This window comes from Cupriavidus sp. LA-1, from assembly GCF_055385985.1.
On sequence record NZ_AP031387.1, the window covers coordinates 1,936,778 to 1,951,448 of the forward strand.

Genomic DNA, 14,671 nt, shown 5'->3' on the forward strand with positions numbered 1-14,671 from the left:
CGGAATCCTGGTGACGCCGCCTAAACGCCCAACTTGCGACGCACGAGCTTGCCGTAGCTGTCGGGAAACAAGCGCGATATCCAGTGCAGGGAACGCGCACCATTCCCCACCAGAATTCGCTTGTCACCGCGAATCAGTCCCGCCACGATTTCGCGAGCGCATTGCTCAGGTGTGGTCGTCATTTGTCGGATATTGGCTGACTTGAGCCTGCGCTCGAGTTCGCCCTCGTGTTCCGCGCTGGGCACCTTGCTGATGTTGGTGTTGATGCCGCCAGGATGCACGAGCACCGCCCGCACCCCAGTCCCTTCGAGTTCCTGCCACAGTGTTTCGGTAAGACCGCGCACCCCGAATTTGGAAATCGTGTAAGCACCCGAACAAGGTGTGGCGACAAGCCCAAACACGCTGGACACGTTGACGATGCAGCCTTCGCGCCGGGCCAGCAGCTTGGGCAGGAAGGCCTGTGTCCCGTGGATGACGTCCCATAAATTGATCGCGAGCACCTTCTCGAACTCCTCGAGCGTCGTATGCTCGACGGTGGCGAGGACCGACGTGCCCGCATTGTTGATGACAAAGTGCACATCCCCAAAGTCCTTGACGACCTGGTCCGCATGCCGAAATACCTCGCTTCGGTTCGACACGTCGAGCACGTATGAACAGACGTTCGTTCCGGTCGGCAACTGCGCCACCGTTCCCGCGAGACCATTCGAGCTGATGTCCGATAGGGCAAGACGGGCACCTCGACGAGCCAGTTCGATTGCGAGGTCGCGGCCTATGCCCGATCCAGCCCCCGTGATTGCGACAACCTTGTCATCGAAGAAAAGCACTCCATGTTCGGTCATGACGGATCTGCCACCTTCAGTATCAGCTTTCCGGGGTTCTTCCCGCTGAAGGGAAGCGGCAGCAGCCTTGGCGCGTGCTCGAAGCCGTCCACGATTTCCTCTTCGACGTGGATCTTGCCCTCCGTAATCCAGCGAGCGAGCGTCTCGACACCAGCCTGCAAACGGTCGCGGTAGAAGAGCAACAAGATGCCTTGCACTTGGAGCATCTTGGTGCAGATGTTCATGTACTTCTTCGGCCCCGGAACATCCGGAGTCGTATACCCGGAGGCCATCGCGCCGCAAATGACGACGCGCCCACGCGGCGCCATGTGGTCAAGCAGTGTATCGAGCATGTCGCCACCGACATTGTCGAAGTACGCGTCGACGCGGTCCGGACACTGCTCACGCAGGCGCGCGACGAAATCCGGACTCTTGTAGTCCACGGCCGCATCGTAGTGGGATTTCTCGGTAATCCAGCGGCATTTCTCCGGCCCTCCAGCGATGCCAACCACACGCTTGACGCCCATCGCCTTGCAGATGTCGCCGGCGATCGACCCAGTGGCGCCGGTCGCGGCGGAGATCACCACGGTATCGGTAGGTTGAACCTGCAGTACGTCGGTCACCGCGAAGTAGGCCGTGAGCCCGCCAGCGCCCAGCACCCCGAGATTCCAAGTTAGCGGATAGCCTGCCTTAGGGAGGACTTGCAGCGGCATCGGACCGTCGGCACGCGCGATCACATAGTCTTGCCAGCTCAAGAAGCCCGTCACCAGATCTCCTGCCCCATAGGACGGATGCCGAGACGCGACGACCTGCCCGATACCCATCGTGCGCATCGCCTCGCCAATGCCCACCGGGGTCATATAGCCGCCGTGCTCGGTAATCCAGATGCGCTGACTGGCGTCATACCCGAAGTACAGCGAGCGCACCAGCACCTCGCCGTCCTGAGGCGTGGGAATCGGTGCTTCACGGTATTCGAAGTCTTCGACGCCGACCATGCCTTCCGGGCGACGACGCAACAGCCATTGTCGATTCATTTCAGCCACGTCTCACTCCTCTTGTTTGCTTAGATTGTGCGTTGCGTGTTTTGCCAGTACCTGGCACGAAGATCTTTTTTCAGCACCTTGCCGACCGCACTCCGAGGCAACTGTGCTACGATTTCGACGCTTTTCGGCGTCTTGACCGGGCCGAGTCTCTGACGGCACATCGCAATTAGCTCGTCCGGCGTGACCGCTCCCTCCTGGACCAGTTCGACTACCGCTTTCACCGCCTCCCCCCAGATTTCGTCTGGCACCCCTATCACCGCGCAGTCCTGGACAGCCGGGTGCGACCAGATCACCTGTTCGACCTCGCTCGGATAGACGTTAAAGCCACCGCTGATGATCATGTCCTTCTTGCGGTCGGTGATGTGCAGGAAACCCTCGTGGTCGACATGTCCGATATCGCCGGTGTGCAGCCAGCCGTCCGCGATAACCTCGGCCGTTCGATCTGGCTGCTTGTAGTACCCCTTCATCACGAGATCGCCGCGCACGCAAATCTCGCCGCTTTCCCCCGGCGGCAAGATGCGCCCCCGCTCGTCCATGATTGCCAGACCGTTCGACGCGCACGGAAGGCCGCATGCACTGAGCCTCTCGTCGGAGGCGAGGCCACCATCGACAAGATGGTCCCCCGGCCGCATGAAAGCGATCGCGCCGGGAGCCTCTGTCTGACCGTAGCCCTGGAACATGACCGGTCCGAATACGGCAAGCGCCTTCTTCAGCTTCTCCATCGACATAGGAGCGGCACCGTACATGAAGTAACGCAGCGAAGAGAAATCCCGGTTGTCGATGCCGGGCATCTCCAGCAAACGGTAGATCACCGTCGGAGGCAGGAAAAACTCGGTGACCCGGTGCTGCTCGATGGCATCGACGAGTGCGGCCGGATCGGGTTTCGACAGGATCACCACCGTCCCTCCGCGCGCGGTCGCGGACAGCGACAGGAATCCGGCGCTGTGCGTCATCGGCGCAGCCGCCAGATTGACGATCGGCTCGCCAGGCGCGTAGTGGACATTCATCAGCGAACTGGCGACTGAAACGCCGAGGTTGCGATGTGTCTGCATCACGCCTTTCGGCGCCCCGGTGGTGCCGCCCGTCGGCATGATCGCCACCACGTCGGACATGTCAAAGTCGACCTTCGGCGACGTCTCGGGGTTCCCCTCCAGCCAAGTGCCGAGCGACGTGCACCCGGGGATGTCTCCGTCGATACAGACGAAGTGCTTCAGGTCCGGACACCCGGCGCGCACCGCCTCCAGCACCGGAGCAAACGCCGCCTGAACGAACAACACTTCGGTATCGAAGTTTTTCAGCAGGCTCACGCTTTCGTCGATGCTGCCACGCGGATTCAACGGCACCCACGCGAGACCGGCCCTCCACATGCCGAGCACGCACATCCATGCGAGGGGATGATTGCCGGCGAGCACCGCCCCCTTGGTCTGCTTCGTCAGGCCGGCTTCGATTAAGCCATGGGCGATCTGGCACGTCAGACGATATGTCTCGTCGTAACTCCATCGCTGGCCGTCCATCATGTACGCAGTGCCATGTCGGTTCAACAGCCAGCCGCGGTCAAAGAAGTCAATCATCGCCATCTTGAGTCATCCAAATATCGAGCAATTGCCAAAGCCGTCAGGCACGAGCCCAGCCTTCCTGTTGATGCAATTGGCTCAGGAGGTAGCCGTAGTGCGTGAACAGGATGTTGTTCTCCCCGTCCTCGATCTGCATCGCGCGAGCGTCACGCAGGAGCTTCTCGACAGGGAACTCACACGTCAGCCCGACCCCGCCGAACAATTGCAGCGATTCGTTGACTACCGTCAGCATCTCGCTCGTGCAAAATGCCTTGCCAGCGGCCGTAAAGTACGGATGAGCACGCGGCGAACATTTCGTGTATTCCGCGACGTGCCTCGCCATTGAGCGAATCGCTTCGACCTTGGTCCCGATCACCCCGATCCGGTACTGCGTGAGCTGGTGCTGCGCCAGCATGGCCCCGCCTTGACGGCGCTCGTGGACATAGGTCAACGCGAGCTCAAATGCCGCACGCGCGAGCCCGGACGAAATGTGGCTCATCGCCGTGCCTGCATGAGCCCACGCGTGTGCATGCTTGAACTCGTAGTCGTCGCGAGTCGCGATCGCAAAGCGACGGGGCACGCGCACGTTGTCGAAATAGATCTCGCCCTGCGGCAACGCGCGCTTGCCCAGCTTCTCCAGCGGCTTGCCGCGCGAGACCCCATTCAGGTCGAGCGGCACGATGATGTTGCACCCATATGTGGTGCCGTCAGGGCCGTGGAATCCTTCGCCGTAGTCCGCCACGATGTCGAGGAGCGCGACCTGCGCCACGGCGCCGTTAGACACCCAGGCCGACGTTTGACCGTTGATCACAATCTCGTCACCGACAAAGCTCGCCTGGAGATTGCCCTTGTTGCCTTGCGAACCGGGGTAGCGCTCCGCGGCGTAAAGGATGAGACCATCCGAACCGCGGTCCGGCTGCGTCGCCGCCCAACAGCCGAGTTTGCCGGCGCACAGGTCGATCAGCTCCTGATTGCCACTGGCCTGCGCCATCACCATCGGCATCGCACCTGCGCCGGTCGAGACGGCGAGCCCGGCATCTCCCCATCCGAGCTCCTCCATCACGATGGCCTCCATTCGGGCGGCCACGACCGGTTCCAGCCCGACCAGCGAGTCCGGGCCCAACCCCAGCTTGGCGATCTCCTGGTGAAATTGCCAGAACGGCGAGCCGGACTGGTATGCCTGATCGGCGGGTAGCCGATCGATTTCGCGTCCGATCGGACGCATGACTTCCGCCGCAAACCGGTGCAATGCAGCTTGCGCACCGGCCTCCTCTTCCGACAGATGCGGCTCGAACCCGGACAGGCCGACGACGGGCAGCGGCACTTGATGATTCGCATTCATGAATGGACTCCTGATATTAGGTGGGAGAGGTAGCGGCGTCGCGGCAATCCTCATCCGCGCCGCGCCGCCTCACTCTCCGGAAGCGGACCGAGAACACGCTCGATCGTTGCCGGCAAATCGAGCTCGTTCTCGCTCGTCTGCCCTGTCTCCAGCACGGCGGCGATTGCCCCCGTCACGGTCGGCAACGCCATGCTTGCGCGCATCGCTTCGTTCTCATAGGCAAAGCCAGCGAACAGCGGGTCGACCATCAGCGCAAAGGTCTTCTTGATGACTTCCCGATTAATCGCAATGGCGTATGCGGAGCGGCGAGCGACGCCCCGTCCTGTGTTGCAAAGCCGCTGGCGACCTGGACAGGGGCAAGTGGGGCGGCGGCGCAATGCGGGACTGCGTGTAATTCCCGCCCGCACTCGTCTCAGCGCGTTCTCATGCCGAGTTCGAGCAGGCTCCAGGCCGCGCCGATCAATGCCTCTGGACTCACGGATTCCGGCCGCATCGCATCTTTCCGCAATGCCAGGCAAAGAACCCCATCCATCATGGCCCAGAGGGCGTTGGCGGTGCTTTCGGGGTTGAGGCCTGGATTGATGTAGCCGGCTGCTATGCCATCCCGAATGACGGCAGCGAGCTTGGAATTCTGGTCTTCGGTCATCGATGCGATTCGCGCGATGACCTCCGGTTCTAGACGCTCGCCAACCTTCACCGGAGGGCAGAAACGGGTCGATCTGCCACCGCTGCTCCACCGGGCAGGTTGGCGATGTGCTGGTTTTCCTCTGCCGCCACCCAATGGCAGGTCAAACACTAATAGGGGTGATCGTACTTTCCGTGCATTTTCTGGCGGTTTGCCCCGGAAAATCTCGATCTATCAGGGACTTACAAGTACACCGATCGGACGAGACTTATTGCACCGAAAAGCCTTGCTGCAGGCGGATGCCCGCCCTGTAGCCGCCATTTCTACACGGAAAGTACGATCACCCCTACTTCAGCGTCTTCAACCGGTTGTTCGCCGCACGCGCGCCTTCGGTACCTGGATACTTGGCCACCACCTGTTCCAGCGTTTTGCGCGCGGCATCCTTCTGGCCGGACTCGAGCTGATTATTGGCCACCGCGATCATGGCGTCCGGCACCTTGGGATGCGTCGGGTTGGCATGGATCATTTTCTGCAGCACCCAGGTGGACCCCTTGTAGTCGCGCTGCGCGTAGAGCGAGTTGCCGAGCCAGTACTGCGCTAGCGGCAGGTACGGGCTCTGCGGATACTTCTTGATAAACGACGAGAACGAATTCCCGGCGCTCTTGAAATCGCCCGTCTGGAAATGCTTGAGCGCGGCGTCGTATTCGGGCTTCTCGCCCGGCTGCGACGTGCCTTGGTGGTCTTCGACCGAAGCGTGCTGCGGCTCGAACTTCTTCTGGCGCGCATCCAGGTCGGCGTAATAGTCCTTCTGCTGCTTCTGCAGCGTCGCCACCGTGTTCTGCAGCACTTCGTTCTGGCCGCGTAGTCGCGCGACTTCCTGGCGTAGGCCTTCGAGCTGGTTCTGCAGGTCGAGTGTGGTGCGGCTGTTCTGCTCAATGCGCTGGGTAGCCGTCGCCTGGAAGCTGTTGAACTGGTCGCGCAGGTTGATGACCGTTTTGCGCGCCTGCTCATCGTCGAACACGCTGGCGTGTGCCGGCGTGGGTGGCAGCATACCGCCGCTCGCCATGGCGGCGAGCCACAACAGGGTGAAAACGCGTACTTTCATAAATGAGTCGTCGTGGGTTGTGTCGGTGAGCCCTGGTCACATCGCCGTTGGACAGCGGGCCAATGCATCGGCGGCCCTATCCAACCCGAAAAAACTCAACGCTCTGCCCAGCATTGACCGCGCGCTTGAGCCACGAGGGCATCTCGCCCTGCCCGTCCCAGGTGAGCCCTTCCGCGTTGCGGTAGCAAGCTCCATCTGACCAAGTCCGTCCGTCGCATTGCTCGCGACAACGGGTTCAACCACTTGCTCTGGGGCCAATTCATTCTCCTTCATTGAAGTCACTGCAGGTGCAGACGCTTCCTTATCCCATGGACCGTGAGACCTTGTCTCTCGCGTGTCGTTCGCTTCTTGCCTGCGCCAAGCCTTCCTTGCGACTTCTCGCGCCCAATCAACGTCGTACGACTTCGGGACCTTTCTGCCGACTCGTCGTATTCGACGTCCTCGGGCTCGGCGTAATAGAGAGACTGGATGAGCGGATCGCGTCCGCACGCTCAGTCTTTGCTGTCATCGCTGCCGTCACGGCTGGCGTTGCCATCGTCCTGATTGTCCCGCAGCGCCGCCGCCCCCTGCTCGTTGCCCGGCTCTTTCCCGTGGTCTTCCGGCGCGGTCGCCGGTGGACTGCCGGCCTTGCGCCGCCTTCCACCACTGCCACCGCCGTCGCGTTCGGGCGGCGCGACGCGCAAGGTGGCCAGCAGCTGGCGCGCGAGCGCCGCTTCCGCTTCGCCGCGCTCGGCCCGGCGCAGTGCCGCGGCGAGTTCCGCCTGCACGGCCTCCCGGTCGCCCGCCGCCTGGCGCTGCGCCTGCTCGGCGGCCACGAGCCGCTCGGTAAGCCGCTCCGCCAGCGCCGCGGCCTGCGCTTCCAGCTTGGCGCGACCCTCCGCCTGCGCCACCGCGGCATCGCGCGCCTCGCTGCGTGCCCCCGCCAGTTCCGTACGCAACTCTTCGGCCGTGCGCTCACTCTTCTGGCGCGCCGTGCGCTCGGCGTCCAGCTCGCGCAAGCTGCGCCGCTCGCTGGCTTCGGCGCGCTCCTGCGCCAGCGTCACCGCCTCGCGCGCCCGCTCCAGCTCCGTCGAGAATTGGGTGCGCAAGGCGTCCAGCTGGCGCCGGCCCGTTTCGAGTTCCGTCCGCCCCGCCTCGAGCCGGGCCTGCGTGGCGGCGTGGGCCTGTCGCTCCGTGGCCAGGTCTGCCTGCACGGTGTCGTGCGCCTGCCGCGCTTCCGCCAGCTGGGCGGCAATGGCCGCCGCATCCTCGCGCGCGGCGGCCGTCTCCACGCGAGCCGCATCGCGCTCGGCTTCCGCTTCGCTCGCGGCATGCCGGGCTTCCGCGCGCAGCGTCGCCAGTTCGGCGGTGGCCGCTTCGTTGGCCGACTGCCAGATGGTCTGGACCGCCTCGGCGGCGATCTGCTTGAGGGGGTCCGGCAGGTCCGGATGGTCGATGGTGACGCGCGTGCGCCCGCGCAGTTCCTGCCAAAACGCTTGCAACACCTCGGCGGGCGTGCCCATGCTGCCCTTGCGCACCAGACTGTAGAGCTTGTTGGCGGTGGGCGTGACGCCGTAGCGAAAGAACAGCAACCCGCAGACCTCGCGGTACAGCGCGCGGGTTTCGGGGAAGCGGCTGCGCAGCTCAGCCAGGTCGGCCTGCAGCGCGGTGTCGGTCAGATCCAGATCGGCAGCCGGCATGGGGAGAAAAAGCAAAAAGTCATGATAAATATTACTACGTAATACGTGTCAAACCTAATTCTAATGCCAAGACTTTAGACATAACTGCGCTTATGTCTATAAATTGGCATCGGATTCATCTGCGCGTCGAGCCTGACGTTGGTTAAACTAAATTTGTATCCATGGTTAAACTAATTTTGTTCCGTGCCCCCTGGAGCAAAATCGCCGGGCTGCCGCGCCCCAGAGGTGCACCGCCCTCCTGCTGTTCGCAGCAAGCCTGGCAAGGTGGCGCTACCGCCGCTGGCAACCAGTGCGCTCGATCAAAACCTGCTTGAGCGGCGCCTGCCACTCACGCGGGAGCGCTGGAACCCCAAATCGACGCTCATTGCCAGCCTGCGCGAGGACGAGGCGGCGGGCTTTCGGTCAGCGCAAAACCTCGCGGCGATCTAGCTGAGCGCGGGGATCCACGGGGCTACCATCGTCTTGACTTACCTTGGCGCCCCTTTCGTGCGGCGCCCGATTACCCATGGCGGCCCGCTCCGTGCCGGAGCTCGTGCCCAACGTCGCGCTCAGAACGGAGTCGTCTGCGACGCGGACCCTTCTGCCTGCGTCCATCTAATCAGCAACAGCCCGTCGTCGGTTTCGCACAGGCGGACGCAAGATTTGGAATCGTCGCGCTCAAGCGGATCGACACCCCGATCGATGTCGTCTAGCCAAGCGGTCAACGCATCGAACGTCAGATCGACTTCCCACGTGACCGCCATATCGAGCACTGCAGTTAGCGTCGACTCCCGGACCCACTCGCAGCAGGTCCAGACGTCCTGATCTGCATATAGGTAACCGGCCGGCGCTACTGCTGCATCCCGTGTATAGCGGATGAGGCCCAAGTCGCGCATCGCGCGAGAAACGCTGCAGAAGCGCTGCCGTTCCTGCTCCGCCTGCCGATTGGAGAGCGCCAGGTCCGCACGGCCCCAGCCGAGTTGAAGTTCGTTGAGCGCGACATCGTATGGGCAGATCAGGCCCCAGCGGGGCCCCTCCTCTGGGTGCACCCTGACCCAGCGCGAGAGCCGTCCCTCCTTGGTCAGCCTCCACCGACAGCGACACGTGCCATGGCGAGCCTGCCGGTCCTGGATGGCATTCAGGCGCGTGACAAACGAAGACGGATTCGCCGAAGCGGCGTTGATGCGTATATAGAAGTGAAGAACGTCGGCAAAGCTGAGGTGGCATAACCTGAGGTGGCCGAGTTGGATTCTCGCTTGCCGCGCAAACGCGTGGCTTTCCAGACTCCACCGATCACCCGCTTCGGTCAGGAGCGGCTCGATGTCCTCGGGCGGGGGCTCAAGCGTGCGCAGCTGACCGAACGCTTGGTCGAGGGAGACCGCCCCCGGCATGCCATCGTTGCCCGACGACCAGATCTCGCCGAGCGACATGCGCGCGGCCGCGACGCTCGCCCGTGCGACCCAGCCGGCGAGCGACGCAACACGCCCCTGCTCTCGGGCGGGAAAGCCGGCATCAATGCCGTGCGGCCACGTCCTGCAGCGTTGCCGCATCACGAACTCCAACGCGCCCACGCGCTGCGACACGAGGCGGGCGGCGTGCTCCTGCGCCCAGGTCGTTTTTAGCGCGCTCAGGTGAAATGGGCACCGCGAAAGCCACCCAAGCTGATGCAGGTAGCTGTGGTAGCCGTGCTGCACACAGGTTTCGCAATAGCGGATGGCACGTCGCTCGCGACTATCGGGAGGTGGGCCATAACGACCGACATCGATGAACCGTATGGAAGGCGAGAAAACGTCTTCGAGAAGCGGCGCGGTCTCACCGAGCACGGACGCCAGGCGCCTGATTTCGTCGATCGGAAGCGGCGTGTTGCTATCGAGCGCCACACGCAAAAACTTCGCGCATTTTCCGACGTTGATGCCATTCAGTGCGCAGAAGCGGGCGACGAACGACAGCCTCGACTCGTACGGACGGAGGTTTCCCGGCCACCAGTTCACCGATGGGTAGGCCGCCATGTCAACTACCCGTCGAGATGATCCTCATGTGGTCCGACAAGTTCGCTTTAGCGAATTCCTGCAACCAGTTCTCGTAAGACGTCACGTCAACCCAGTCTCCGCCATGCGCCAGCTGGAAAAGCATCGCCTCGGTTGCCCTGGCGATGTGCTGCATCGGGAACTCGAGATGCCGGCGCGCAGATTCGGGCGAGAGTTCCACCAGCGCTTTCCACACCAGCGCGGCACAGTCTGCAAGGCGGTGCCCGGCCGCGAATTGAACCGGCGCGAAATACTTCAGGTATGAAACGCCGCTGCCCGGTGGCCATTCCGAGTCAATATCGTAGCCGTTGAGCACGTATGCGATTTCTTCCGGCGAACGCAGCCCATGAAATCGCGCATGCGCGGCCATAAAACGTGCTGCCAGGTGAGCGTTGCCGGTGATCGCCATATACTCGTGACGATAGTTCAGCTGGTGCGAGCCGACGGAAAACACGCTCAGCAGGTAGCCCTCGTAATCAAGGTCATTCTGAAGACCGAGCAACCACTTCCACTCCCGGAGCGTCAGATCCTGCGCTTCGTCGATGGCCAGTACGACATAATTACGCTGCGCGTTGTTCGCAATGGCGATGAAGCGTTGCCTGCACAGGTGGATCCCTTCCGCTCTTTTCGGTGGTTTCGCCGGGTTGGCGAATTCGAAGTTCGAGGCGAGTAACAGCTGATGCCAGAATCCTGCTTCGCTTGTCTGGCTGTCCGGACGGCGATTCCACACCACCAGCGGTACCACGGCGTTAAGGCGTTCCTGCAGCACCTGAGCGACGTACCATTGCACGCAGCGAGACTTGCCCAGCCGTGATGCACCATAGATATAGCCGCCGGGGCGCTGCTGGTCGATCCATTCGCCGAGCTGTTCAATCATCTCGTGCATGGGCGGCGTATATACTGCGTACTGCTTCGTCACGATGCAGTGTCGCGGATCGATGCGCTCGGGCAGAGGGAATCGCATGACCTACCCCGATTGCGCCATTCGACGTGGCGGGAGCATGGAGCCCGGAGTCGCGGGCTCAGTTTTGATCGCCACGTTTGGTCGCGCTGGCTTGTTGCTGGTGCCACCGTTGCGCGAACCTGTGCTGTCCTTCTGTTTGGCACGATCCATCGCAGCGTCCAGCATGGCAGCGCCGATCGACGGATCCGCTGCAGCAACCAGAATGCGTCGCGCTTCGAGGTAGGCCGGATGGACGGGTAAGCGTTTGTGTGCCTGACTCTCTACAAAGCGCATGAAGATTTCAATGGCGTCTGCGCCCGCTGGGATAGTCAGTTGTCCGTGCGAGCAGGCCTGAGAGATTGCTGCGCGAACGGCAAGACTATGTGGTGAAATGTTCCAGGGCGGCGCTGCCCGCAGTACACCGAGTGGGATGCCGTCAAGCGTGGAGGCGAGCGCTACCCGGCAATCATCCTCCTTGTGACAGACCACCCAGATCTCGGATCCTGCCAGGTCGTGCCGGTTGTGCAGCACCTCGTTGGTGTAGCGGCCGTAATAGAACTCCACATACGGGGCGCGCCCACTCGCTGCTCCGCCGCGCACGATGCAGCGCTTGCGGATGCTGAATAGCGCTTCCACAACGGCGGGATCGACTCGGCGCAAGCTCTGCTGGGCGTGGTGGTACAGGAAGTTCGCGTATGCGAGCGGCGTGCGGTTGCCAATCCCGCTGTGCGGTGTTGCGTTGTAATTGGCGATGAGCACGTCCAGCAGCTCTTCCGCATATTCGTACTGGAATCGGCTTGCCAGCGCAACGTCTTCCGGCTTCCGGCCCTTACGGTCCTGAGGCTTGGCGCCGGTGGTGTTGGAAAGACGCTGAAAGCCCTTCCCCGCCAGATTGCGGAAAAACGCCTCGATGAAGGGCCGGTCGTCCTTGCTTCGACGTTTCGAGAACGAGGTTTTCGGCTCAAGCAGCGTCGCGCGAACCGTATCGCGCAACGCGTCGCGCACGTGCTGACAGGTCTCGGCAAGGGCACCGTCTACGCTGGTCTCATCCCAGCACAGTCCAACGAAATTGTCACCCAGCACCGACAGAAGCCCGGCATCGGGCAGATACGCCTTGTCGCTAAAGCTTACCGGGCGCGCACACCATTTTCCCAATGCCCGCTTCAGCGCGCGCAGGACATCATCCTTCGAGACTTCTCGTCTCATACTGAAGTAGTAGCCGAGCACCGCGCGCGACATCACTTCAAGAATCACGATAACCCAGAGACGATGAACGATCTTCTCCCGAAAACCGCCTCCCATCAGGGGAAGCGACACGCAGAAACGTCCGTCCAGTTTGTGCGCATCCATCTCGACGCGCTGCATGAACTTCTGAACTGGCCGTCCGGTTCCGTCCCCTGTCTTCAACTTTGACACCAGCTCTGGACCGCCGCTCGCCGCCGCCAGCGCTCGTGGGTTGGCCGACAACACCCTGTCGATATACCGGCCAATCGAGACGTACCCCAGGGTCGCCGTGTTGAACGGCCACTCGTTTCGCTGTTCACATCCAAGTTCGCGGAGCTGGTCGAGAAGCCACCCGCAGTGACGTCTTTTCGACTGCCGGGTTTCGACCAGCCGCTTGCCGGACGCGCTCGCGAGAATACGCGCTTCGAATGCCTGGCGAAGCTCCGGCTGCGCATCAAGGAGCGCCTGCAGGGCACCAACGGCGCCGCCACCGAACTGACTGACATGGATCTTCCGATGGCGCCGGTAGTGCTTGATCCGGGTCCACGGAACCAGCCCGCGCCAGCCGTAGGGTCGCCCGTCCGGATGCGTTTCGAGGCAACGTTCGCGGATCAGTCGATAAGCCTGCTTTGCGCCAAGTGAGGTGAGACGCTTGATGGTGTCGGCCGTCGCGCCGGAAAGGTACAGCGAGACCGCCTGCTTTCTCGCAAAATACAACGCGCGCCGTTCTCCTTCGAGCGCCCCTTCATCCGGGCTTGCCCAGAGCGAGGTGTCGATGGCTCTCCTGCCGATTGTGCGGCGGGAGCAATGACAGCTGTCGTCAGCGTCGCGGACTTCCATGGAGGTTCCAGCACAAATGGCCACCATCGCCTATGGCCCAATCGCTATGAACCATAGGGCGCTATCGCGGGAGCCTGCAAGGCAAGGATGTGCCGGAACGTGGGCAAGGATACAATATTAGTTTAACTGTCGGCCGAAGGAACAATTTGTCTTTCAACTTTTTAAACTAATTTTGTTACGCGACCCTCTGGTTGCCCTTATTTTCCGTGTCCATGACGGGAACAAAATTAGTTTCACTGACGGGCCTCGCCTTGCAATCGTCCCCGGATACCACTTCATCACATGTTCCCGCCCCCGTCGGCACGCTGCCCATGCCACTGGAGCGCTTACGCCTTCCTCCGGCGCTGTCCGGTGGCGGTAGCAACCGCGCACCCGACCCCGCCACCCGGATTGCAGCGGGGGACGACCTGGCTGCCGTCACCGCCTGGCTTGCGCGCTATGCCGACAGCGCGGCGACGCTCGCGACCTACCGGCGCGAGATCGAGCGGCTGATCCTGTGGGCGGTGCTGCAACTGGGCAAGCCGTTCTCCTCGCTCACGCACGAGGACCTGCTGGCCTACGAGCGCTTCCTCGCCGATCCGCAACCGGCGGCGCGCTGGGTCCTGGCCGGCAGCAAGAAGCTCGCGCGCAGCCTTCCGAACTGGCGCCCCTTTGCCGGGCCGTTGTCGCCCGGCAGCGTGCGCCAGGCGATGGTCATCCTGAACGCCTGCTTCGCCTGGCTGACCGAAGCCGGCTACCTGGCCGGCAACCCGCTCGCGCTGGCCCGCCGCCGGCGCGCGCCCACCAAGCCGCGCATCACGCGCTACCTGAGCCATGACTGGTGGGCGACCGTGAAAGACACCGTCGAGGCGATGCCGACCGCCACCGAGCGCGAGCGCCTGCATGCGGCGCGCTGCCGGTGGGTACTGACCGTGCTCTATCTGGGTGGCTTGCGGGCCTCCGAATTGACAGCCACTCCCATGGGCGCGTTCTTCTGTCGGCGCGACGGCTCAGGCGTGGAGCGCTGGTGGCTGGAGGTGACCGGCAAGGGCAACCAGACCCGGCTGGTGCCGGCCACCGACGAACTGATCGCCGAACTGGCGCGCTACCGTCGCGCCCACGGGCTGCCACCGACCCCGCTGCCCGGGGAGACGCGTCCGCTGGTGCTGCCGGTCATCGGCCGTGATCAGGGGCGCGACAAGGCCCTGTCACGCGGGGCGCTGCACCTGATTCTGAAAGAGGTGTTCGGCCTGGCGGCCGAGCGCCTGCGGGCGCGCGGGCCCGAGTGGGAGGCGCAGGCCGCGGTGCTGGCCAGCGCCTCGGCGCACTGGCTGCGCCACACCGCCGGCTCGCACATGACCGACCAGCAGGTCGACCTGCGCTTTGTGCGCGACAACTTTGGCCATGCCTCGATAGCGACTACCAGCGCGTACCTGCACAGCGAGGAGGATGCGCGGCATGAGGCCACCCAAGCGCGGCACCGCATCGGTTGGACCAGCAAGACCTAGGATGAG

The 14,671-nt window shown here is 63.0% G+C and carries 13 protein-coding genes and 1 pseudogene; 2 read left to right on the plus strand and 12 right to left on the minus strand.

Translation table 11 applies throughout. The features are described from left to right. Positions 1-20: 20 nt before the first annotated feature. From ACZ5MJ_RS09130 to ACZ5MJ_RS09170, 9 genes and pseudogenes are all read right to left on the minus strand, one after another. Positions 21-839 carry an SDR family NAD(P)-dependent oxidoreductase gene (locus tag ACZ5MJ_RS09130; RefSeq protein ID WP_464223516.1) on the minus strand — a complete coding sequence of 273 codons (819 nt, stop codon included), beginning with the start codon at positions 837-839 and terminating at the stop codon, positions 21-23. Then, on the minus strand, positions 836-1,852 hold the full coding sequence (locus ACZ5MJ_RS09135; protein ID WP_464223690.1) for an NADP-dependent oxidoreductase: 1,017 nt from the start codon (positions 1,850-1,852) through the stop codon (positions 836-838). The genes ACZ5MJ_RS09130 and ACZ5MJ_RS09135 overlap by 4 nt, the downstream gene beginning before the upstream one ends. A 29-nt stretch (positions 1,853-1,881) precedes the next feature. Then, positions 1,882-3,438, minus strand: a complete 1,557-nt coding sequence (locus ACZ5MJ_RS09140) for a class I adenylate-forming enzyme family protein (protein WP_464223517.1) — start codon at positions 3,436-3,438, stop codon at positions 1,882-1,884. A gap of 37 nt (positions 3,439-3,475) precedes the next feature. Further along, positions 3,476-4,756 (minus strand): acyl-CoA dehydrogenase family protein, encoded by a 1,281-nt coding sequence (locus tag ACZ5MJ_RS09145; RefSeq protein WP_464223519.1) that lies wholly within the window; start codon positions 4,754-4,756, stop codon positions 3,476-3,478. A 50-nt stretch (positions 4,757-4,806) separates the two neighbouring features. Further along, positions 4,807-5,004 (minus strand): hypothetical protein, encoded by a 198-nt coding sequence (locus tag ACZ5MJ_RS09150; protein WP_464223520.1) that lies wholly within the window; start codon positions 5,002-5,004, stop codon positions 4,807-4,809. Between the two features lie 164 nt (positions 5,005-5,168). Beyond that, positions 5,169-5,552, minus strand: coding sequence for a TetR family transcriptional regulator C-terminal domain-containing protein (locus tag ACZ5MJ_RS09155; RefSeq protein WP_464223521.1), 384 nt, complete (start codon positions 5,550-5,552; stop codon positions 5,169-5,171). Positions 5,553-5,727: 175 nt separating this feature from the next. Beyond that, the gene (ybgF, locus tag ACZ5MJ_RS09160; protein ID WP_464223523.1) at positions 5,728-6,486 is read right to left on the minus strand and encodes a tol-pal system protein YbgF; all 759 of its coding nucleotides are present in this window, start codon (positions 6,484-6,486) and stop codon (positions 5,728-5,730) included. 76 nt (positions 6,487-6,562) lie between these two features. Continuing rightward, positions 6,563-6,673, minus strand: a pseudogene (locus tag ACZ5MJ_RS09165) (H-NS family nucleoid-associated regulatory protein); the annotation flags it as partial. Positions 6,674-6,977: 304 nt separating this feature from the next. Then, on the minus strand, positions 6,978-8,165 hold the full coding sequence (locus tag ACZ5MJ_RS09170; protein WP_464223692.1) for a DNA-binding protein: 1,188 nt from the start codon (positions 8,163-8,165) through the stop codon (positions 6,978-6,980). Between the two features lie 264 nt (positions 8,166-8,429). Between ACZ5MJ_RS09170 and ACZ5MJ_RS09175 the strand changes: the two genes are divergently transcribed. Then, entirely contained in the window at positions 8,430-8,594 is a 165-nt protein-coding gene (locus ACZ5MJ_RS09175; protein ID WP_161564120.1) for a hypothetical protein, read from the plus strand. A gap of 119 nt (positions 8,595-8,713) precedes the next feature. On the opposite strand, the gene ACZ5MJ_RS09180 is transcribed toward ACZ5MJ_RS09175, so the two are convergent. From ACZ5MJ_RS09180 to ACZ5MJ_RS09190, 3 genes are read right to left on the minus strand one after another with little or no spacing between them, the layout of a single operon-like run. Then, positions 8,714-10,153: a hypothetical protein gene (locus ACZ5MJ_RS09180; protein WP_464223524.1), complete on the minus strand. Its 1,440-nt coding sequence runs from the start codon at positions 10,151-10,153 to the stop codon at positions 8,714-8,716. A gap of 1 nt (position 10,154) precedes the next feature. Then, complete coding sequence (locus ACZ5MJ_RS09185) at positions 10,155-11,135, minus strand: ATP-binding protein (RefSeq protein ID WP_464223525.1); 981 nt, start codon at positions 11,133-11,135, stop codon at positions 10,155-10,157. 3 nt (positions 11,136-11,138) lie between these two features. Next, a complete protein-coding gene (locus ACZ5MJ_RS09190; RefSeq protein WP_464223526.1) occupies positions 11,139-13,178 on the minus strand; it encodes a hypothetical protein in 2,040 nt (679 codons plus the stop codon). Positions 13,179-13,489: 311 nt separating this feature from the next. Between ACZ5MJ_RS09190 and ACZ5MJ_RS09195 the strand changes: the two genes are divergently transcribed. Further along, positions 13,490-14,665: a tyrosine-type recombinase/integrase gene (locus tag ACZ5MJ_RS09195; RefSeq protein WP_464223528.1), complete on the plus strand. Its 1,176-nt coding sequence runs from the start codon at positions 13,490-13,492 to the stop codon at positions 14,663-14,665. The last annotated feature ends 6 nt before the right edge of the window (positions 14,666-14,671 follow it).

What these genes read in the sequence shown, in the direction of transcription:
- ACZ5MJ_RS09180 (WP_464223524.1), bottom strand. Translation starts at nt 10,153, where the DNA reads ATGGCGGCCTACCCATCGGTGAACTGGTGGCCGGGAAACCTCCGTCCG.
- ACZ5MJ_RS09195 (WP_464223528.1), top strand. Translation starts at nt 13,490, where the DNA reads ATGCCACTGGAGCGCTTACGCCTTCCTCCGGCGCTGTCCGGTGGCGGT.
- ACZ5MJ_RS09130 (WP_464223516.1), bottom strand. Translation starts at nt 839, where the DNA reads ATGACCGAACATGGAGTGCTTTTCTTCGATGACAAGGTTGTCGCAATC.
- ACZ5MJ_RS09135 (WP_464223690.1), bottom strand. Translation starts at nt 1,852, where the DNA reads ATGAATCGACAATGGCTGTTGCGTCGTCGCCCGGAAGGCATGGTCGGC.
- ACZ5MJ_RS09150 (WP_464223520.1), bottom strand. Translation starts at nt 5,004, where the DNA reads ATGGTCGACCCGCTGTTCGCTGGCTTTGCCTATGAGAACGAAGCGATG.
- ACZ5MJ_RS09140 (WP_464223517.1), bottom strand. Translation starts at nt 3,438, where the DNA reads ATGGCGATGATTGACTTCTTTGACCGCGGCTGGCTGTTGAACCGACAT.
- ACZ5MJ_RS09185 (WP_464223525.1), bottom strand. Translation starts at nt 11,135, where the DNA reads ATGCGATTCCCTCTGCCCGAGCGCATCGATCCGCGACACTGCATCGTG.
- ACZ5MJ_RS09145 (WP_464223519.1), bottom strand. Translation starts at nt 4,756, where the DNA reads ATGAATGCGAATCATCAAGTGCCGCTGCCCGTCGTCGGCCTGTCCGGG.
- ybgF (WP_464223523.1), bottom strand. Translation starts at nt 6,486, where the DNA reads ATGAAAGTACGCGTTTTCACCCTGTTGTGGCTCGCCGCCATGGCGAGC.
- ACZ5MJ_RS09190 (WP_464223526.1), bottom strand. Translation starts at nt 13,178, where the DNA reads ATGGAAGTCCGCGACGCTGACGACAGCTGTCATTGCTCCCGCCGCACA.
- ACZ5MJ_RS09170 (WP_464223692.1), bottom strand. Translation starts at nt 8,165, where the DNA reads ATGCCGGCTGCCGATCTGGATCTGACCGACACCGCGCTGCAGGCCGAC.